We start from the raw sequence: 21,016 nt of genomic DNA, 5'->3' as shown, positions 1-21,016 counted from the left end.
AAGAGGGGTGGTTTGTGATGACTCGAATACCCAATATTAAATATAAAGAGGTCGGTGAAATATATGGAGTAAGACAATGGATAGAATATGGGTTTAAACCAGAAACGTTGAATGGTATTTATGTGCCACCAAAAAATAAGCAGAATAACCCTATAGCAAAGCAAATTCATCACCTTAGTGCTAACTCCCTTAGCCAGTGTACATAGCTTATTTTTTCACACATGAAAGCCTGTAGATAACGTAGTTTATCTAACATTGTTGTACCTGCTTCTTTCGGGATTACCAGTAATTTCAGTATCAAATAAGCAATTATACAGGTATAAATTTGAATCGCAATTGCATTCTCATTTTTGGCAATCAGCCTATTCAGTTTTAAGTGCATTTTTAAGAATTTCCATAACAATTCTATTTGCCATCTTTTTTTATAAATTTCTGCTATTTCTTCATCATTAACTCCTTCTATTTCTGTGCTTTTTATAGGTAAATTTGTAACTAATCTAAACTCTAAATTATCATGGGTAAACATTACCACCCTACTCTCTATTTTATTCTTTCCAGTTCCAACCATATAGTTATCATTGGCTAATTTTTCTAGATTTATATTATTCTTCATTCTTAATACATGATATTTGCTATTCTCTTTTTGTAATCTCTTGATTCTCTTTAAGTCGCAAAACCCTCTATCCATTACTGCTACTCCATTTTCTGGAGTCTCTTCTATTGTTTCATTCCCATATTTATTATCATGACCTTGTCCAAAGTGAATTACTATTCCCCCCGGCTCCCCTGTTGATAAATTAATCCCACTAAATAGTTTTACCTGATGAAACCCAAGGTTCCACATCAACTTACTAGTTATGCTCACAATGGTTGAATCGAGAGGAAATATCTCCAATTCTCCGTGCTTAATTTCCTTTTTCTTCGACAATTCCTTTTTTAAGGAAAATATCATTTCCCTAAAAACTCCGACATCCCTTTTTTTGCTTGCTTTTGAGAATGTAGATATATCTACTGTCTCCCCTCGCAAGTTCAGTCTTTTAAACATACTTCTCATGCTTGTTTGGCTCTGGTCTAAGACCAAGCCTAACCAGATACTCACAAACTTAAATGTGTCTAACAATGGGTAGTCATCTTTAGGAAAATTAGATAGATGAGTTTTGACAATATGTCCAAAATTTGATATCATTGCTTTAACTATTTTAATATTTCTGCCCTTTATTCTATCATTTTAAAGGGCTTTTTCCTTCTTTATAACTATCGTTCAACACTTCTGGGTTTAAACAGTGTAAAAGTGAATTAGGATGGGCTGATTTTAGGGTAACTCACTATAAGCAGATCCAAAAATGGTGGGAGTTAGTAATGTGTGCATATTGCATGGTTTGCCTTTACGAGGAAGATTTTAATTCGACACTAAATTCAATGCCAAGACATCATCAAAATCATGAAAAATGGAACAAAGAAGGCGGCTGGAAGAACTGGTTAAACAATATCCGATTAGTTGTTGCTGTACTTAATGCAATAAATCTTATCAAAAATTGGTTAAAAGTATTTCCATTTACCCATGTTTTAGATGAGTTGACCAAGCTTTTTAATAAAGTTAATGAGCTAGATCGATTAAGATATTTGGTCAATTCATGGGACATATTCTGCCATTCATCTGCCTAGATTGATGGAAGAGGGATATAGTCATTTCAATTGACAATGAGACGATTTATCGTTAAACAATAAGTCGTAAGAGTTAAAGGATTTAAACAATGGCTCATAGTTTAGACTTAAGGCAAAGAGTAGTAGATTATGTGGAAGCTGGAGGAAGTATAACCGAGGCTGCCAAAATATATAAGATGGGAAGAGCGTCAATATACAGATGGTTAAGTAGAGTGGATCTAAATCCAACAAAAGTAGAGCATTGCCATAGAAAATTAGACTAGAAAGCTTTAGAAAAAGACGTAGAAGAAAATCCAGATGCAAGATTGATAGACAGAGCCAATAAATTTAGAGTAAGGCCGAGTGCCATATGTTATGCATTAAAGAAAAGGAAAATAAACAGAAAAAAAGAACTACGTTATCGAGAAAGAAACCGAGATGAACGAATGAAGTACTATAGAATATTAAGAGAGTTAATCAAGGTCTATGGTAGTCGGGCGATAGTTTACATAGATGAATCAGGATTTGAAGCAATCGAAGCTTGTATTTATGCCTGGTCAAAAAAAGGAAAGAAAATTTATGGAGATAGACAAGGAAAAAGGGGAGTCCGAGAAAATCTAGTGGCAGAAAGAAGAAAAGGAAAAAAAGATTTGATTGCACCGATGGTTTTTACCGGGAGTATGAATGCAGAAGGCTTTGAAAGTTGGTTAAGTTTATATTTGTTACCGTCACTCGGCATTCCATCAATATCAATAATGGATAATGCTCCTATTCACCGTAAAACAGCTATTAGAGAATTAGCTAATGAAGCAGGTCATCTGGTTGTCTTTTTACCCAAGTATTCTCCTGATTTAAATGATATCGAGCATGATTTTAGTGTATTAAAAAGGAATAGAATGTACGCTCCAGAAGGAACAAGCCTTGATGAAATTATCCGCTCTTATTGTAATGACTTCAATCTCAGTCTTATTTAAAATGACTATAGAAGCCCATTGGCAAAGTTTTAGTTTTTCCCAAAAAATAAACCTACTAAAGCTATGGCAATAATGGGGGGACTTTTGTCCATTTTCCCCCAGTCTTAGAGGTTTGGGTGAGCTTTTCCAAGCCTTTTTAACTGCGTAAACTAACGGCAAATTGCTTGGTCAACGCTTCCCGGATTTGATTATGGAGGGGTTCCACATCGGCATCGGTGAGGGTCCGATCGCCGACCCGGTAGGCCAAACTGAAGGCGAGACTGCGTTGTCCAGCCGGGACAGATTGCCCCCGGTATTCATCAAACAATTCCACCTGTTCGAGTAAATTGCCACCGGCTTTGACCATGGCTTGGGTAAGTTCCGCCACCGTTAATTCCAGGGGAGCATAGAGGGCCAAATCCCTGGCCACCGCTGGGTAGGGGGAGTAGGGACGGAAATGGGGCGTACCCAGAATTTGGGTTTCCATGGCTTGGTATAGGGGGGCTAAGGCGATTTCAAAGGCGTAAACTTCATCAATCAGACCTTTTTCTCGCCGTAATTGGGGATGGAGTTGCCCAAACCGACCCAACACCGTTCCGTTACAACTTAATAAGGCAGTGCGACCGGGATGGAGGCGGGGATCTTGGCGATCGCCGCTGTAGGTGACCGTTACACCCAAACGCTGAAAAATTTCTTCTAATAAACCTTTGGCATCGTACCAACCCATGGCTTGGGGTTTACCACCTTGAGGCCAGGTGCCTTGGGTAATTTGGGGACCGCCACAAATGCCCGCCAGGTGATCCGCTTCACCAATGTCCCCTTCGTTTTGCCAAAAAACTCGACCCACTTCAAAAGCATTCAAAGCTCCATTATTTTGGGCCTGGTTATTGGCAAAGGCGGTGATCAAACCATCGAGTAAATTGGTGCGGAGAGCGGAATATTCCGCAAAGAGGGGATTGGCCAATACCACTTCGGGTCCCTGGGGTTTGACGAGGGAGTAATGGACCACCTCCGTTAAACCAGCACCCCGACAGGCTTCCCGCAGGGCCAATTCAGCTTGATAGGTGGGGGATAAACCACCGGGCACCGCATTGTTGGGTAACTGTTCACAAAAATGGTCATAGCCGTAGAGCCTGGCCACTTCTTCAATGAGGTCAATTTCCCGTTCAATGTCCCGTTGGCGGTAGGACGGTACTGTCACAGCCCACACGGGACTAGCGTTATCGGATTGTCGGGTTAACCCACAGCCTAGATCGGTCAAAATTCTTTCCACATCTTCAGCGGTAATCTCGCCAATACCATGGGGGGTATTCACTTTACCCAGCAATTGTTGCAGGCGTTCTAAACGCAGATTAATTACCGCTTCCCCTAGGTTTTGCCGTTGATCGGCCTTGCCCTGACGAACCACGGTGCCCCCGGCCAGTTCTGTCATTAAGGCGATCGCCCGATGCAGAGCCACTTCCAATTCACACTGGTTCACGCCCCGTTCATAGCGGGTGGAAGATTCACTGCGGAGGTTAATGGCCTTACTGGATTTACGAATGGTGACCCCATCAAATAGGGCAGTTTCCAGCACAATATTTTGGGTATTTTCATCCACTTCCGTGGCCGCTCCCCCCATCACCCCGGCGATCGCCACTGGTTGGTCATGGGCGGTAATTAATAAATTTTGGGGTTGCAATGTCCGTTCCTGGTCATCCAGGGTAATCAACTTTTCCCCTGCCTTGGCAAACCTCACCCCCAGGTGAATATCCGCTACGGCCCCTAGGGCTTGCAATTTATCCTGGTCAAAGCTGTGCAGAGGCTGGCCCCATTCCAAGAGCACGTAATTAGTCACATCCACCACGTTATTGATGGGTCTGGTCCCCGCCGCTAACAATCTTTGTTGTAACCAATCCGGGGAAGGACCCACTTTCACCCCCCGCATCACAGTGCCCACATAGGCCGGGCAAGCTTGGGTTTCCGTCACACTGATGGGCAAATCCTGGTCCGATATTGAGACTTCCTCCACTTCCGGCAGGCTTAACTTACCCCCGGTGAGGGCCGCCACTTCCCGAGCGACCCCCACCATGCTGAGGGCATCGGCCCGGTTGGCAGTGGGGCTAATTTCCAAAATCACATCATCTAAGCCCAGCAGAGGCCCCACGGGACTACCCAGGGGCAAATTCAAGTCGTCAAAAATATGGATGCCCGCCGATTCCTTACTGAGACCCAACTCCGCCAAAGAACAGATCATGCCGGAGGATTTTACTCCCCTTAACTTGGCTGGCTTAATTTTTAGATCCACTTTAGGTAGATAACTGCCCAGGGTAGCCACTGGCACGAGAATGTCTGCCCTCACATTGGGGGCTCCACAGACAATGGTGGAGGGTTCCTCTGCCCCAATATCCACCACGCAAACGCTTAATTTGTCCGCATTGGGGTGTTTTTCCCGAGAAATGACTCGCCCCAGCACTACCCCCGCCGCCCAGCTTCGACGGTCTTCGATTTCCTCCACTTCCAAACCGGCGATCGTTAGCAATTCCCCAAGCTCTTCCGGAGACAAATTAAGTTCAACCAGGGATTGCAGCCAGTTGACAGAGATACGCATGGGTTTCCTTTTCTACTGATTTTTATTAATGCTTGCTTGGTTTGCTGTGGCGTCAGCGGCATCTATTGTATCGCTGAAGGCATTACCCCAGGCCATTCCAACCAATGTTTGACGACTTTCGGAACAAATTTATAGTGGCGGGGGCTCAATGAACCAAAGTTTCCCGCTAACTAGCCTAAAATAGAGTGGCCTTCCCAATCCCATCAACTTTTCGGAAAATTTAACGAATTCGATAAAGCATAGGTTAGTCTTACATCACACCATCTGGTGAACCGGAATGAGTTTTTGCGTTAATCCCAATTGTCCCCATCCTAAAAACCCGAATAACGTGCAGGTGTGCCAAGCCTGCGGCAGTAGCTTGCGTCTGAACGGTCGTTACCAAACCTTGGGTTTATTGGGAAAGGGAGGATTTGGGGCTACTTTTGCGGCGGCGGATGTGGCACTGCCCGGAACTCCCATCTGTGTGGTAAAGCAGTTGCGCCCCCAAACCGATGACCCCAATGTGTTCCGCATGGCCAAGGAACTATTTGAGCGGGAGGCCCAGACCTTGGGTCGGGTCGGTAATCATCCCCAGGTGCCCCGTTTACTGGATTACTTTGAGGATGATCATCAGTTTTATTTAGTGCAAGAGTATGTAAAAGGACATAATTTGCACCAAGAAGTGAAAAAAAATGGCACTTTTACCGAGGGCAGTGTCAAGCAATTTTTAACAGAAATATTGCCCATCCTTGACTATATCCACTCCCAAAAAGTTATTCATCGGGATATCAAGCCAGCTAATCTAATTCGTCGCCAAACGGACCAAAAATTAGTGCTGATTGATTTTGGGGCGGTGAAAAATCAAATTGATTCAGTTTTATCTTCCAACACCTCGGCTCAAACAGCCTTAACGGCTTTTGCGGTGGGCACGGCGGGTTTTGCCCCCCCGGAACAGATGGCCATGCGCCCAGTTTACGCCAGCGATATTTATGCCACTGGCGTAACTTGTTTATATTTACTAACTGGCAAGACTCCCAAGGAGATTGATTGCAACAGTCAAACGGGGGAAATGGACTGGGAAAAACATGTGACAGTTTCTAGCAAATTTGCTGAAGTGATCCGCAAAATGTTGGAACTTTCCGTGCGTCACCGTTACAAGAGTGCCCAACAGGTGCTGGATGCCCTGGAGATGCCCACCTATGAAGATGGCATGATGCAGGGCATGGTTTCCACCCCCTTTAGCTCCATAACGGGGACTGGGGATGAACCGGCGACGGGGATCCACATGGGGAATAGTTCTTCCCCAGACTATGGTGACCCATCCACTCGGTTTAACACTAATGTTCAGTCCAGGGGACCTAGCTCCACTAGGTTTAACACTGGCATTAAAACCCGCACCGCTAAACCCAAAAATGTTGAGCCTCCGGCCACTAGGGTGCGCCCTGCTTCCAATGCAGGGGATGGAGGCCCTGTTGGGGCAGGGGGGATTGACTACAATATGGTTAACCAAAAGCCCCTTTCTCGTCGGGAACGGGAAGAGGAAAAACCGGCGATCGCCAACCAACCGGAGATTAAACGTTGGAATGGTAAAACTTTTTTAGCCGAGTATGCCCAGGGGAAACGGGATTTTGCCGATCAGAATTTAGTTGGCATCGTTTTGGCTAAAGCGTTTGTGCCGGGAATTAACTGTTACCAAGCTAATTTGACCAATGCCAATTTTGAGCAAGCGGAGCTGACTAGGGCAGACTTCGGCAAGGCACGATTGAAAAATGTCGTCTTCAAAGGGGCCAATTTGAGCGATGCTTACTTTGGCTATGCCGACCTGCGGGGGGCGGATCTACGGGGAGCAAATCTCAGCGGCGTTAATTTTAAATACGCTAATCTCCAGGGTGCTAACTTCTCCGGGGCAGATTTGGGTTCAGCCAAGGTATCCCCAGAGCAGTTAAAGCTTGCTAAAACCAATTGGCGCACAGTCCTGCCCGGTTCCAGTCGGCGGAGATAGGGTTGGGGCCTACATACCCACTCTTTCCGATCAAGCAATTAGGGTAAGAACCAGCATTTCACTTTGGGGCCCCATCACCACCGGCAATGTCAATGACCCAAATTGATTGACCTTAGTTAACCAGTCCAGAGCGGATGGCCCGCACCGCCGCCTGGGTACGGTCGTTGGCGCAGAGCTTATTAAGGATATTTCTGACATGGGTTTTCACTGTGCCCACGGTGATATAGAGTTTTTCTGCAATGTCGGCATTACTACAACCGTCCACAATTAATTGCAGAACCTCCAATTCTCTTTCCGTTAACCCATAGGACAAAGATGTTCGAGTGGGGGAAGACGGTTCCGATGGTTCCGCCGCCGGGGCATGGGCCAATACTATTCTGGCGATCGCCGGGTCAATCCAGGCAAAACCACCGTGGGTAGCTTGAATAGCCTCAATTAACAACTCCGTGCGGCTGTCCTTCATGCAATAGGCGTCGGCCCCGGCACTAAAGGCGGCCAACACCGTTTCCTCCTGGTGATTGAGGGTCAAAATCACCACCCGACATTGGCAATTAAGGGGGCCTTTTTTGAGCCGTTGGGTAACATCAATGCCACTCATGTCTGGCAAACCAATGTCAATGATCACCACGTCGGGGCGTTGTTCTTCCATCATTGCCAGCCCTAACCGGCCATTGGCTGCTTCCCCCACCCACTGAAAACTAGGCTCGGTGTTCAAAGCATCCCGCAAGCCCTGGCGAATTAAATCTTCATCTTCAATTAAGGCAATGCGAATTTTCTCCATGGTTAGGGGTTATGGTGTTAGGCAATGTTCAAACACAGCGGCGGCGGAAGGGGATAATCCCTTGCCCCTAGCTCAATATTAGGTACCCTATCACCGAATCAGCCAGTATTACGCATTCCCGCTGCAATACCGTTGATGGTCAACAGGGCCCCCCGCAGTAGCTCTTCTTTGGAATAACGACGGTAGCGCACACCACTGGTCTCCGCTTCCTGGGTTACCTGGCGTAAGCGTTTCAGCAGGGAAATCTGCAGTAGTCCCAGGGGCACAATGGTGCGATTGCGCAATAACACCGACCGTTGCAGAGAACGATCGCCATCGAGGAGGTGGGGATGGGCCGTAATTTCCATGGCAAAATCCCTGGTTAATTGGTACTCTTGCTTGATCTGCTGGAAAAGGCGATCAAATCGCTCCCGGTCTTCTGGCTTAGATAACTCCTGCACATAGTGGGAGGCAATGGTGAGGTCCACCTTGGAAAGGGTCATTTCCACTTTCGAGATCACCATGTTGAAAAAAGGCCATTTGAAGTAGAAGTAGCGCAACAACTTCATATTCTTGACCGGGTCTTGGTCCACAAAGGATTTTAACGCCGTACCCACCCCATACCAAGCCGGCAAAAGGAAACGGGTTTGGGTCCAACTGAACACCCAGGGAATGGCTCGCAAACTGCTGAGGTCCGCTTTGCCCCCCTTACGCCTGGCCGGGCGGGAACTGATTTGTAACTCGCTAATTTCGGGAATGGGAGTAACGGTAAGGAAAAAGTCCAGGAAGTCCGGTTCTTCGTAAATTAGACTGCGGTAGGCCTGGCGGGCGGTGCAGGCCAACTCCTCCATAATCCGGTTCCAGGGCTCAATGAAATCAAAACTGCTTTTGAGTAAACTAGCTTGGATCACCGCCGTGGTTAAAGTTTCCAGATTGTAGAGGGCCAACTCCGGCAGGGAATATTTAGAAGCCAGCACTTCCCCTTGTTCGGTAATTTTGATCCGACCATCCACGGTGCCTGCGGGCTGGGCCAAAATGGCTTTATAGGCTGGGCCTCCCCCCCGACCGACGGACCCTCCCCGACCGTGGAACAACCGCAGAATGACCCGATGCTTTTGGGCCACAGCCTGGAGCGCTTTTTGGGCCTTATGGATTTCCCAGTTACTGCTTAAAAAGCCCGAATCTTTGTTGCTGTCGGAATAGCCCACCATAATTTCCTGGAGATTACCGGGATTTAATTGGGCCTTGGTGGTGGGAATTTGATAATAATCCAGGGGATGACTTTCCAATTCCCGCAGGGATTGGTAGCTGCCGGCTAAGGTGGCACGGTAAAAGGACAAGGTGAACAGGGAATCCATGATCCCCGGGGCGTTTTTCAGGTCTTCCACCGTTTCAAACAGAGGCACAATACGGAGAGAATTGGCCGCCGTAGCGGGATCATACAATCCGGCTTCCTTAGCCAATAGCAACACTTCCAACACATCACTGGCATCGTTGGTCATGCTGATGATGTAGGTTTGGCAAATATCCACCCCAAATTCCATCTGCAGGTGGCGCAGGGTGCGGAGGGTTTCAATGGTTTCCCTGGTCCGTTCCGAAAAGGGCATTTCTTGGGGAATTAGGGGCCGGCGGGTTTGGAGTTCGATCGCCAGCCAGGCCAATTTATCCGCTTCGGGCATTTCCTCATAGGGAGTGGTGAGTACCCCCATATACTCAGCAATTTCGGCGATCGCCTCGGCATGGCGGGAGGACTCTTGGCGGAAATCCAACTGGGCCAAGTTGAAGCCATAGACTTCCAACTGGGTAATTAGATTTTCCAACTCCAAACAGGTCAGCCCCGTTTCGGTGAGATTACGCTGAATTAGTCTTAACTCCTCTAATAACTCTTCCCCAGTGCGATAGTGATTTTCGGCCGGCATGGTGATCATGGTTTGCCGTTCTTCCGGGTTGGCTAAACGGTTATTGCGTCGCAGGGTATTTTCCAGCCGTTGGGTAACGTAGGCCAGCTTCATACGATAAGGTTCCTGGCGATAGCGGAGGGAAAGTTCCTCGTACACTTCCGGCAATTGAATGCGGTCCCGTTCTAGGGAATCCAACAATTCCTGGGACACCTTACACCAATGGAGGGAAGGACTGAGAATAGCCACCAGTTCTCCCAAGCTAAACAGATATTTCCCCAGCACTAAACCCCTTTGATAACAAGCCGTTTGCCAGGTTACCTCCGGAGTTACGGAGGGGTTGCCGTCCCGATCGCCGCCGACCCAGGAGCCAAAATAGCAAAAATTAGCCCGGGGGGCCCGCAGATGGGGAAAGGTTTCCTTGATGGCTTGCCCTAGGCGTTTGGACAATTCCGGCACCGCATCGAATAGCACCTCATCAAAATAATGGAGGGAATAGTCCACTTCGTCCAACACGGTGGGTTTGAACTGATGGAGCTCGTCGGTGCGCCACCAGAAACGAATTTCTTCTGTTAATTGGGCGATCGCCGTTTTTGCGTCCCAGGTGTTGAGCCAGTCCCGACCCACAACGGAACCCTGGAGTTGATCCAACTTGCGCAGAATGCGGTCTACCCTTCTTTGCTTGCGGCGAATGGTGTGGCGGACAATTTCCGTGGGGTGGGCGGTGATGACCAGACGAATGTCCAGATGATCCAGTAAATCTTGGATATGTTGGGGGGGCACATTGAGACTTTTTAGCTCCCTCATCAACCAGTGAAAAGTACCCACTGAAGCTTGCACTTCGTTTTGATCAATGCCTACCGGCAAGGGCCCCGCCGAGGACCCAAGTCTTGATGGGTTCACCAGTTCTTCTTCATTGCCAGCCTGCTCATAGAAGTTGGTTTCCTGGGAAGCTTCCCAACGGTTACGTTGTTGCTCGTTTTGTTCGTAGTGCTGTTCAACAATGTTAATCAACTGAAAATACAACGCAAAAGCCCGGGCTGCCCGGATGGCATCATTGAGTTCTAAATGCTCAATCCGCTGGGTAATGCCCATGATGACTTCTTCGGAAATCTCGCTGGAGATCGCCTCATGGGTACCCTGGAGCCGCAATTCCGTCAGTAAATCCACCAATTCCTGGCCACACTCACTCTGTAGCACCCTTTCCCACAATTCCTCCACCATCTTTAACCGCTGGTAAAGCACCGACTCTTCTTCAGAGTTGGAACCATTGCCATTACCAGACCAGTTAGTGGAAAGACCGAATGCAGGAACTGCCAAGTTCATGGGAACCTCTAGGACAAGATAGTGACGCTAACAACACCCAGAATGCGTTGCTACTGTACAAGATACTACGGGATTATCACCCCCTCACTCCGCATCCCAGGCTACAGCCAGCGGTTTGTCGATGCTCTCCCCAGATTAAGGCAGAAAAAAACCCCTGGGGCAGGGGAAGGAAGAAGACAATGGAGTAGGGCACTAAAAGCCAAAATCACCGCAGTCATAGATGAACAAAAACTTAAGAGTGGTGTCTAGTAGGCTAGGGTTTCTAGGGTTTGACGCAGATAGTGACGTACTTGGGCGTCTAGCAGGAGAGGGGCCACAGTTTCCGTTTTAGACACCACAGCCTCACCGTTATCATCCTGCCAGCATTTGAAACCGGAGCTGTCGGCGATCGCCAATTTGAGACTGTTCCAGATGGCGGAATCAGAGTTAGAAGCAGATGCAAGGGTAGCAGTAGTCATATTTTTATATCTCGCAGTGGTGGTCAGGAAACAACGAACGGGGTCCGACGTAACTTTGAGGTAACAGCCAAATACAGCTATGTTGTCGGCCTTAGCTCAACTACCTTCAGGTTAACTCAACTTTGGGGAGCTTGACTGTCAAGTCAAGCACAATTGTAAAGAAAATTCAACAGAGTTGCCATCACCGGGAATCAATGGACTGGGTTAGGATTGGGGAAGAGGGGAGCATTTTCTTCCCAGTTGCTGATTTTCCGGCTTCAACCGCAGGCCCAAGCCATTTATATGTCCCCTGTTTATCTTTGGATTGTAGCAGGCACCATACTCTGCCTTGTGGAAGTTATTTTCCCGGTGGATTTTGTCGCCGTTGTGATGGGGTTAAGCGCTGTGGCCACCGCTGGGGTGGCCCTGTTGGTCCCCGGCAGTTTTGCGCTCCAGTCCCTTTGTTGGCTGGGATTATCGGTGTTGTCAATTATTTTACTGCGGCGCTTTCTCCCCCGTCCTCGGCAGAAAAGTATTTTGCGGGATGCGGTGGAGGGCCAGTGTTTGACAGCTATTTTGCCCGGGGAAACTGGTCGGGTGCTCTATGAGGGCAATTCCTGGCGAGCGGAATGTCAGGATCCCGATGTGGCGATCGCCATTGATGAAAAAGTTTATGTGGTGGGGCGCAGTGGCAATACGTTATTGGTCTATCCGGCCAATGCTCTCCAAGGGCGATCGGATATTCAACACCCAAATTTTTGACAGGAATTTAATCTTGTCCCAACCAAAATATTGTCAATGGATGTCAACTTCTGCTTTAACGGCATTCAATTCATCTGGAATGAGGGGAAAGCAAGAATTAATCCACTCAACCATGATGGAATTACTTTTGAGCAGGCTGTGGAAGCTTTCTTCGATCCCATGCTTGTGGTAATTGATGCCAGTCGCAATGATGAAGCAAGGGAAGCGGTGATCGGCTTGGATCGACGTTGGAATTTGTTGTACGTTGTCTTCATTGAACGAGAGAATGAAGCTATTCGAATCATTTCAGCCCGCAAAGCGACACGTCAGGAGAGGGATCTTTATGAAGCCTGAAACACTAAAAAAGCGGTTAGACAAGAATCGTCCTATGACGACCATTACAGTCCGCATACCGGCAGACGTAATGGAAGATTTGAAGCGAGTTGCGCCTTCCCTTGGCTTTTCTGGTCATCAACCCTTGGTAAGGGCTTATATTGGCCAAGGTTTGCGGTCTGATTTGGAACTCCTAGATAACGACGCTGTGTTGGCATTGATTGCTAGCCTTAAGCGTCACGGTGTCACTGATGAAGTAATTCAAGAGGCTTTAGTTGACGTTGCCCAACGTTAGGTTGACCCCAATTTAGGGAGAATATAGGAATTGACGTAAATTTTGGTAACGAACCCAGTCCCCATGACCTGTTTACCCCCCTGGATAATTATTGACCCTTGGCTCCAGCAATGGTTGGCGGAGGACATTGGTCGGGGAGATTGGTCTACCCAGGGCCTTGGTTTACAACATAGGGGCCAAGCCCGTTGGGTGGCAAAGGAAGACGGTGTAATGGCCGGATTACCCATGGCCGCCCGTATTTTCCAGCTTTTGGATCCCTCCATGGAATTTCAGGGATTAGACCAAGAAGGTAAAACCGTCCAGTCCGGCACCATAATTGCCACCATGGCGGGAGATTTAGGCAGTTTACTGACTGGGGAAAGGGTGGCGCTCAATTTGGTGATGGGTTTGAGCGGCATTGCCACCATGACTAGGCAATATGTCCAGGCGATCGCCGACTATCCCAGCCGTTTTGTGGACACCCGGAAAACCACCCCAGGGTTGAGGGTGTTGGAAAAATATGCCAGCCGTTTGGGGGGAGCCATGAACCATCGCCTCGGCTTGGATGATGCGGTGATGGTCAAGGATAACCACATTCAAGCGGCAGGAAGCATTACTAAAGCCGTACATACCCTACGGCAAAATTTGCCCTATCCCCTGGCCATTGAGGTAGAAACCAGCAATTTGGAGGAAGTGAAAGAGGCGATCGCCGCCCAGGTGGAAATTATCATGCTGGATAACATGGACACTGAAACCATGGCCACTGCAGTTAAATTAATTCGCCAAGCCAACCCCCTCATCCGCATTGAAGCTTCCGGCAACGTTACCCTGGCCAATCTCACGGCGATCGCCAGCACGGGGGTGGACTTTATCTCCAGCAGTGCCCCCATCACCCGTTCCCCCTGGTTAGACTTGAGCATGCAAATTGTGCAAAATTGAACAAATCTGGCTAATTTATGCCCAGCCTTGGAAACTTAAACCGGAGTCGAGCCATCTTCAATAGGCAGTGACGGCTTGCCCCCGGCCCATAGCCATTGTCCTCCGCTTTCCCCCAGCCCCAAGTTTTTATGAATAATTCCGATTTCCTGTCTTTTTTCCCTGAGCCTGACAATGATGATACGGCGGATGTCAACGCCGAAGAATTGGCCCTGCTATTCAATGGGATAGGCGGAGAGGTACAGGAGCAGGTAAATCCCTCTGACCAGGAGCATTTCGGCACCATGCTCGATGGCATTGAAATGTTAGAAGAAATGCTGGTGGAAACGGAATTGGCTGGGGAAGTGGCCCTGCAGGAAATGACCCCCTTGGAGCAGGAAACGTCCGTTATGTTCGAGGGAGACGATTTACAGTACGAAGAAGTGGACGACCATAACCCTGTGGTCCTAATTCCACCCTTTCTCCGTGCCCATGAAGCCTTACAGGAACAGGTTATTAGTCTGGGGCAACGTCTAGCTTCCACAGAACAGGAACTCCTGGGACACCAGCGTCGAGCTTCCAGTGCCGAAAATTTGATTCAAGACCAGGCGATCGCCCTAACCCAGGCTCAGGAACAATTAGCCCATACGGTGGCGGAACTGCAGGTTTACCAAGAAGCTTGTAAGCAACAACAATTGCAGGTGGAAACCCTGACGGAACAATTGGAGGTGAGCCAAGGGCAGGTCATCGCTCAGCAAAATCAACTGGATGGGGGAATGGCTGATAAGGGGGCGGAAAACCAAGAGCTCCAAGCTCTAGTAACTAGCCTCACAGCGGAAAATGAACAATTAAAAGGACAGATCGGCCGCCATGACTCGGAAGTGGCCCGCTTTGAGCAACAACTCCAGGAACTAAGGGCCCGTCTGCAACGGCAACAACGCTACGCCCTCCAATATAAGTCTGCCCTGGAGCAATACCTGGCCCAACCTGATCTTCTGCCCCTGGGCGACATTGGTGAGGTGGTGGCCAATGTAACGGCCCAGTCCAAGGAAGTGAAACCCTGGGCCAGCGTCGGCGACGTGTTGGCTTCATTCTCCAGTGTTAACAATGAACCGCCCAGTGCCCCCGTGGCCGACCTAACACCGGGTCTAGTTAATTATTCCCCATCCCCTGCCCAGGAGATTACATCCCCAACAGAGGCAACCCATGGGGATAAAACAGAGGAAATTTCTCCCCCGCTCCAACCTTCCCCGACCCCAGCAGTGCCAGCCATTGATCGACTAACTTTTGCAGTCAAAGAACCTCGACCTTCCCGTCGTGCCATTGATCTGCCCAGCTTTTTGCCCCGTTCTACCCCGATTGGGTAATCTTAAGCTTGCACCGCAATCAGGCAAGATAGCAGCCCGATGGAGTTGAAGTTGGGATCGGCCTCAGCTCAATGGACAATGGCGTTGACCATTTCGATGCAAAACCCCGGTTATTCCCACCCCGGAGTCAATGCAACCCAGTTTCGTTGCCCTGCCTGGGGGAGCAGTCAATTTTCCTTTAATAGTTTATGAGTAATCTTTCGATCGCCGATGGGATCCGCCTCGGTATTGCAGTGGGGGTGGCCAAGACTGTTACAGCCGTGGTCAAAGCCCTGCGCTTGGGTTCCGCCAGTGTGTTACCGGGGGAAATTGCCCGTCGTTTACATCCCAAAATGCTGGGGCTGTTAGCTCAACAAGTGTCCCAGGGGGTGATTTTAGTGGTGGGCACCAATGGCAAAACTACTACCTCATTGTTGTTACGAAAAATTTTGGTGGACCAGGGTTATCGGGTGACCCACAATGCCACCGGCGCTAACTTGATCAATGGTTTAATTACTGCTCTGTTGGCCGATGCCAACCTATTTGGGCGTTTATCCACCGATTTTGCCATTTTGGAAGTGGATGAAAATGTCCTGCCCCTGGTGCTCAAGGATTGTCAACCCAGGGCAATTTTGGCCCTGAATCTTTTCCGGGATCAACTAGACCGCTATGGGGAAGTGGATAGCATTAGTCAGCGCTGGCAAAAGGCGATCGCCCCCCTGCCGGAAGACACCATTATTGCCGTCAATGCTGATGATCCGACCCTTTCCCATCTGGGGCAAAAGTTAGCCCAACAGGTTTGTTACTTTGGCTTGAGCGAACCAGATTTATACCTGGAGGAAATTCCCCATGCGGTGGATTCCATTCACTGTCCCCAGTGCGGCACTTCCCTAGATTATCAAGGGGTTTACCTTTCCCATTTGGGGGATTTTCAATGTCCTAGCTGTGGATTTCACAAAAGCCAGCCGGCTTTCCATAGCAGTGAGTGGCCCCAAATTCTCATTGGTGTTTACAACAAATACAACACCCTAGCCGCCGGTTTGGTAGCTCAACAATTGGGCATCAAGACAGAGAAAATTTTCAACAACATCCGCAGTTTCAAGGCGGCCTTTGGTCGGGCAGAGGAGTTAGACGTGGAGGGCAAACATGTCCGCATTCTCCTGTCTAAAAATCCGGTGGGCTTAAATGAAACCATTCGGGCTGTCAATGACCTTAAACTGCAAGGACAATGCTCCACTACCCTGTTGGTACTCAATGACCGCATTGCCGATGGCACCGACGTTTCTTGGATTTGGGATGTGGACACTGAACCCCTGGTGGCATCCGGGGGAACTTTCATCGTCAGCGGCGATCGCCTTTATGACATGGCCCTACGTTTGCAATATAGCCAGGAAAATTTAATTCAACCAAGCCAAGGTGAGGAACCGTGGAATGGTAAGACTTCAAGTCTAATTTTGGAGGAAAACCTCGAAAAAGCAGTGCAAATTGCCTTGGAACTCACCCCTGAGGAAGAAACTCTCCATATCATTCCCACCTACACTGCCATGCTGGAAGTGCGGGGTATCCTAACTGGCCGCAAAATTCTCTAGGAGTCTGTGGGAAACGCCCCCTGGCCCCCAGTAATTTCTTCAGGGTTCTTGCCAGGCCAACATCAGTAACGCATTGACAATGCCAGCGGCCACGGGGGAACCACCCTTATTCCCTTCCACCCTAATTTGGGCACAGGGCAAGGTGGATAAAGTTTTCTTGGCTTCCAAAACCCCAATGAAGCCCACCGGCACTCCGATCACTAAAGCTGGTCTGGCCTCACCGGCGGCGATCGCCTGACAAAGGGTTAAAAGGGCGGTGGGAGCATTACCAATGACGTAGATCGCTTCGGGAAATTGGGTAATACAGTGGTCCATGCCGGTTTCAGTGCGGGTTTTGCCAGGGGCGGCCGTGGGCGCAAAATCAATCGCCGTTTGGATGGGATTGTTAAAAGTCCGCTGTACTAAACCTTGAATGCCCTGTTTGACCATATTCACATCCACCACAATGGTTTGGCCCTGGCGCAAACTTTTTACCCCATTGGCGATCGCCTGGTTTTCTAGCAAATCTGGATCAAATTCAGCCTTGGCTAAATCCGGGGCAAAACGGAGCAGGTGGAGAAAATCGAAGTCGGCGGTGCTGTGGATCACCCGACGGGCAATGGCGTATTCCTGGGGAGAGAGATTGTGGGGCCCTACAGTGCGGTCAATGTGGGCAAAGCTTGCCAGCAAAATTGGATGTTCTAGGGGAATCATGGGTTTGGAGATTCCGGCAAAATCCGACCAATGGTACTGTTCTCCGGGCGGAACGTTGCCTGGGCCACCCGTTGAATATCTTCCGGAGTCACAGCGGCGATCGCCTCTAGGCGGACAAAAAGATTACGCCAATCTCCGGTACGCACATTGTATTTCACCAACAGTTGGGCCATGCCCATATTGGAGTTGAGGGATTGCAATGCAGAAATTTGTAGTAAGTTTTGGGCCCGTTCCAGTTCCTCCTGGGTTACAGGCTCCATTTTTAACCGTTCAATTTCCCCATGTAGGGCTTGGCTAAGTTCATCCAAACTGCGGCCGGGGGCACTCTGGGCATAGAACATCAACAGATTGGGATATTTATCCGCTGGAAAGCCGTTAAAGCCCTGGGCCATCAACGCCAACTGTTGCTCTTCCACCAGGGATTGATACAAACGGGACGTGCGGCCACTGCTGAGAATGGTGGTCATCACGTCAAACACCGCACTATCGGGGTCAGCAAAGGCTGGGCTGTGGTAACCCTCGAAATACCAAGGCTGGGAAGGGAGGGTTAAATTAATTTCCTTTGCTGTGGTTTGGGGGGGCTCCACCTCCGTTACCTGGGGCGTAGGGGGGCGCTTAGGGAAACGACCAAAATATTTCTGCGCCAAACTTTTCACTTGGTCAGCCTTCACATCTCCGACCACCGCAATGGTCATATTGCCAGGGGTGTAATATTTTTCATAAAAATCCGTCACATCTTGGCGAGAAAGGTTGCGGATATCCTCGTCATAACCAATCACCGGGCGACGGTAGGGGTGCTTAGTAAAAGCAGTGTCTAAAAATTCCTCCACCATTTGCCCCACTGGGTTATTTTCCGTGCGCATACGCCGCTCTTCTAGAATTACCTCCTGTTCTTGGTAAAACTCCCGAAATACCGGTTCCAAAAACCGCTCCGACTCCAAGGACATCCACAGTTCCAATTTGTTGGCCGGCAAACTGTAGAAATAAAACGTAGCATCGGCACTGGTGGCTGCATTTAAGCTCACTCCCCCGGCCATCTGGATAATTTGCCCAAATTCATTCTGTTGCACCAAGCTCTGGGCCTGTTGTTGAATTTGCTGAAATTTTTCCTCTAACTTGGCCTCTGCCTCCTTATCCCCCTTGGCCCTGGCTTGGGTGATTTGTCCAAACACTTCGTCCAATTGGTCTAGTAGCTTCTGTTCCTGGGCAAAATCCTTGGTGCCAATGCGTTCTGTACCCTTAAAGGCCATGTGCTCCAGAAAGTGGGCTACGCCGGTTTTTCCCACCGGTTCATCCACTCCCCCCACATCAAAGTAGGTGTAAAAGGACACCACTGGAGCCTCATTATTTTCCATGACGATAAATTTCAAACCATTATCCAGTTGAAACTCCGTCACCCGTTCGATCGCCTGGTCGAGGTAGGGTTTGAGGGTTTGGCTATTTCTTTCCCTAACGGGGCTGAGGTCAGCGGCGATCGCCGGGGTGGGCGACAGCAAAGGACTGTGCAGAGCTAACAGTAGCACCAGGGCACAAAGGGAACGGGGCAAGGAACTCAAGACCGGCAGGGGCATGGGGAGCAATAAACTATGAACGCAAACTACTTCTACCCATCACTTTAGACCATCGCGGTGGAGAACTTGGGCGCTTGCCGGGAGGGTTTAAGGAAGATTAAAATTTGTAACAGTGCTAATTTATCTGGCAAAGTTCAATCATAGGGTGAAGCCGAAATGCGTGTTGCAATTGTAGGAGCGGGATTGGCGGGCATGGCCACCGCAGTGGAATTGGTGGATGCGGGCCACGAAGTTGAACTTTACGAAGCCAGGAGTTTCATCGGCGGCAAAGTGGGCAGTTGGGTGGACGGCGACGGCAACCACATCGAAATGGGCTTGCATGTCTTTTTCGGCTGTTACTACAATCTTTTCAACTTGATGGAAAAGGTGGGGGCTAAGCAAAATTTGCGGCTCAAGCAACATACCCACACCTTCATTAACCAAGGGGGCCGCATTGGCGAATTAGATTTTCGTTTCTTCACCGGCGCTCCCTTCAACGGTTTAAAGGCATTTTTCACCACGTCCCAACTAGACACCAAAGATAAAATCGCCAACTCCATTGCCCTGGCCACCAGTCCCATTGTGCGGGGCTTAGTGGACTTCGATGGAGCAATGAAAACCATCCGGGATTTAGACAGAATCAGTTTTGCCGAATGGTTCCTCAGCAAAGGCGGTAACGAAGGTAGTTTGAAAAAAATGTGGGACCCGATCGCCTATGCGTTGGGTTTTATTGATACGGAAAACATTTCTGCCCGGTGCATGCTGACCATTTTTCAGTTGTTTGCCGCCCGCACGGAAGCCTCGGTGTTGCGGATGTTGGAAGGCTCACCCCAGGAATATTTACATAAACCTATTCAGGAATATTTGGAAAAACGGGGGGCCAAGTTTTACACCAGGCATCGAGTCAAGGAAATTCAAACCAAGGTATTTGACGGAGAAACTAAAGTAACCGGCTTAGTGATCAACGATGGCTCTGACAGCAAAACCGTAATCGCCGATGCCTATGTGGCCGCCTGTGACGTGCCGGGCATTAAAAACCTGTTGCCGGAAAGTTGGCGCACCCAATGGGACTTTTTCAACAAAATTTACTACCTGGATACCGTTCCTGTGGCCACAGTACAACTGCGCTTTGACGGCTGGGTAAAGGAAATGAATGACCCAGCCAAACGCAAACAGCTAGAACAAGCCTTTGGGTTAGACAACCTGCTCTATACCAGCGATGCAGAATTTTCCTGTTTTGCTGACCTAGCCCTCACCAGTCCCGCCGATTATTACCGACCCGGGGAAGGTTCCCTGTTGCAACTTGTATTGACCCCCGGTGATCCCTTTATGAAAGAGTCCAACGAGGCGATCGCCTATCGTGTGCTTAAACAGGTTAAAGCTCTGTTCCCTTCCGCAGCGGATCTGAACATGACTTGGTACAGCGTGGTTAAATTAGCCCAATCCCTATACCGGGAAGCACCGGGCATGGATCTTTTCCGCCCCAGCCAAGCAACCCCGATCGCCAACTTCTTTTTAGCCGGTAGCTACACCCAACAGGATTACATCGATAGTATGGAGGGGGCCACCCTATCCGGTCGCCAGGCCGCCCAGGCCGTTTTGGCTAACCAAGCCCGTTTGCAAATCCCCGTCCCTTCCCCCCAATAATTTTTCTCAAATCCCATGGCTAATTGGCTAGAACATAGTGTGCAGGTGGAAGTGGATGCTCCCATTGAATTGGTGTGGCAACTGTGGTCTGACCTGGAGCAGATGCCCCGCTGGATGAAATGGATTGATTCCGTCAAAGTGCTGGAAGATGATCCAGAGCTTTCCCGGTGGAAGCTGGCCAGTGGCAGTTTGGAGTTCACCTGGCTGTCGCGGATTACTAAATTAATTTCCCAACAAATTATTCAATGGGAATCGGTGGATGGTTTGCCCAACCGGGGCGCCGTGCGCTTTTACGATCGCCAAGAGAAAAGTATTGTCCGCCTCACCATTGCCTATAAC

17 protein-coding genes and 2 pseudogenes are annotated in these 21,016 nt (G+C 49.0%); 12 read left to right on the top strand and 7 right to left on the bottom strand.

What is annotated here, in order from left to right; all coding sequences use genetic code 11:
* Positions 1-206: pseudogene (locus tag IQ219_RS19980) on the top strand (hypothetical protein); the annotation flags it as partial.
* On the opposite strand, the gene IQ219_RS03995 reads toward IQ219_RS19980, so the two are convergent.
* Positions 170-1,186, bottom strand: coding sequence for an IS4 family transposase (locus IQ219_RS03995; protein WP_194071800.1), 1,017 nt, complete (start codon positions 1,184-1,186; stop codon positions 170-172). The pseudogene IQ219_RS19980 and the gene IQ219_RS03995 sit on opposite strands and share 37 nt — an antisense overlap.
* 188 nt (positions 1,187-1,374) lie before the next feature.
* On the opposite strand from IQ219_RS03995, the gene IQ219_RS03990 reads away from it, so the two are divergent.
* Complete coding sequence (locus IQ219_RS03990) at positions 1,375-1,665, top strand: transposase (RefSeq protein WP_228016699.1); 291 nt, start codon at positions 1,375-1,377, stop codon at positions 1,663-1,665.
* 89 nt (positions 1,666-1,754) lie between these two features.
* A pseudogene (locus IQ219_RS03985) lies at positions 1,755-2,618 on the top strand (IS630 family transposase).
* A gap of 136 nt (positions 2,619-2,754) precedes the next feature.
* Here IQ219_RS03985 and pheT read toward each other — a convergent pair.
* Positions 2,755-5,187, bottom strand: a complete 2,433-nt coding sequence (gene pheT / locus IQ219_RS03980) for a phenylalanine--tRNA ligase subunit beta (RefSeq protein ID WP_194071798.1) — start codon at positions 5,185-5,187, stop codon at positions 2,755-2,757.
* 277 nt (positions 5,188-5,464) lie between these two features.
* On the opposite strand from pheT, the gene IQ219_RS03975 reads away from it, so the two are divergent.
* Positions 5,465-7,168 (top strand): serine/threonine-protein kinase, encoded by a 1,704-nt coding sequence (locus tag IQ219_RS03975; protein WP_190598059.1) that lies wholly within the window; start codon positions 5,465-5,467, stop codon positions 7,166-7,168.
* A 112-nt stretch (positions 7,169-7,280) separates the two neighbouring features.
* Here IQ219_RS03975 and IQ219_RS03970 read toward each other — a convergent pair whose 3' ends face one another.
* From IQ219_RS03970 to IQ219_RS03960, 3 genes are all read right to left on the bottom strand, one after another.
* Entirely contained in the window at positions 7,281-7,949 is a 669-nt protein-coding gene (locus IQ219_RS03970) for a response regulator transcription factor (protein ID WP_194020855.1), read from the bottom strand.
* 98 nt (positions 7,950-8,047) lie between these two features.
* On the bottom strand, positions 8,048-11,152 hold the full coding sequence (gene ppc, locus IQ219_RS03965) for a phosphoenolpyruvate carboxylase (RefSeq protein WP_194071797.1): 3,105 nt from the start codon (positions 11,150-11,152) through the stop codon (positions 8,048-8,050).
* Between the two features lie 245 nt (positions 11,153-11,397).
* Positions 11,398-11,610, bottom strand: a complete 213-nt coding sequence (locus tag IQ219_RS03960) for a hypothetical protein (protein WP_223342375.1) — start codon at positions 11,608-11,610, stop codon at positions 11,398-11,400.
* Between the two features lie 282 nt (positions 11,611-11,892).
* Here IQ219_RS03960 and IQ219_RS03955 point away from each other — a divergent pair, with 282 nt between their 5' ends.
* From IQ219_RS03955 to IQ219_RS03930, 6 genes are all read left to right on the top strand, one after another.
* Complete coding sequence (locus tag IQ219_RS03955) at positions 11,893-12,351, top strand: NfeD family protein (protein ID WP_190598062.1); 459 nt, start codon at positions 11,893-11,895, stop codon at positions 12,349-12,351.
* A gap of 36 nt (positions 12,352-12,387) precedes the next feature.
* Complete coding sequence (locus IQ219_RS03950) at positions 12,388-12,684, top strand: BrnT family toxin (RefSeq protein ID WP_194071796.1); 297 nt, start codon at positions 12,388-12,390, stop codon at positions 12,682-12,684.
* A gap of 34 nt (positions 12,685-12,718) precedes the next feature.
* On the top strand, positions 12,719-12,958 hold the full coding sequence (locus IQ219_RS03945) for a BrnA antitoxin family protein (protein WP_228016698.1): 240 nt from the start codon (positions 12,719-12,721) through the stop codon (positions 12,956-12,958).
* 63 nt (positions 12,959-13,021) lie between these two features.
* Positions 13,022-13,876 carry a carboxylating nicotinate-nucleotide diphosphorylase gene (gene nadC, locus IQ219_RS03940; protein WP_194071794.1) on the top strand — a complete coding sequence of 285 codons (855 nt, stop codon included), beginning with the start codon at positions 13,022-13,024 and terminating at the stop codon, positions 13,874-13,876.
* Between the two features lie 128 nt (positions 13,877-14,004).
* Positions 14,005-15,219, top strand: coding sequence for a hypothetical protein (locus IQ219_RS03935; RefSeq protein ID WP_194071793.1), 1,215 nt, complete (start codon positions 14,005-14,007; stop codon positions 15,217-15,219).
* 188 nt (positions 15,220-15,407) lie between these two features.
* The gene (locus IQ219_RS03930; RefSeq protein ID WP_194071792.1) at positions 15,408-16,787 is read left to right on the top strand and encodes a Mur ligase family protein; all 1,380 of its coding nucleotides are present in this window, start codon (positions 15,408-15,410) and stop codon (positions 16,785-16,787) included.
* Between the two features lie 39 nt (positions 16,788-16,826).
* Here IQ219_RS03930 and IQ219_RS03925 read toward each other — a convergent pair whose 3' ends face one another.
* The gene (locus tag IQ219_RS03925; protein ID WP_194071791.1) at positions 16,827-17,480 is read right to left on the bottom strand and encodes a cobalt-precorrin-8X methylmutase; all 654 of its coding nucleotides are present in this window, start codon (positions 17,478-17,480) and stop codon (positions 16,827-16,829) included.
* Complete coding sequence (locus tag IQ219_RS03920) at positions 17,477-19,051, bottom strand: pitrilysin family protein (protein WP_194071790.1); 1,575 nt, start codon at positions 19,049-19,051, stop codon at positions 17,477-17,479. The genes IQ219_RS03925 and IQ219_RS03920 overlap by 4 nt, the downstream gene beginning before the upstream one ends.
* Before the next feature lie 156 nt (positions 19,052-19,207).
* On the opposite strand from IQ219_RS03920, the gene zds reads away from it, so the two are divergent.
* Positions 19,208-20,677 (top strand): 9,9'-di-cis-zeta-carotene desaturase, encoded by a 1,470-nt coding sequence (gene zds / locus IQ219_RS03915; protein ID WP_194071789.1) that lies wholly within the window; start codon positions 19,208-19,210, stop codon positions 20,675-20,677.
* Positions 20,678-20,692: 15 nt separating this feature from the next.
* On the top strand, positions 20,693-21,016 hold a 324-nt coding region (locus IQ219_RS03910; protein WP_194071788.1), incomplete at its 3' end, for an SRPBCC family protein.

The organism is Synechocystis sp. LEGE 06083, assembly GCF_015207725.1.
Lineage (GTDB): Bacteria > Cyanobacteriota > Cyanobacteriia > Cyanobacteriales > Microcystaceae > Synechocystis > Synechocystis salina.
This window is presented reverse-complemented; position numbering and strand designations above follow the sequence as displayed.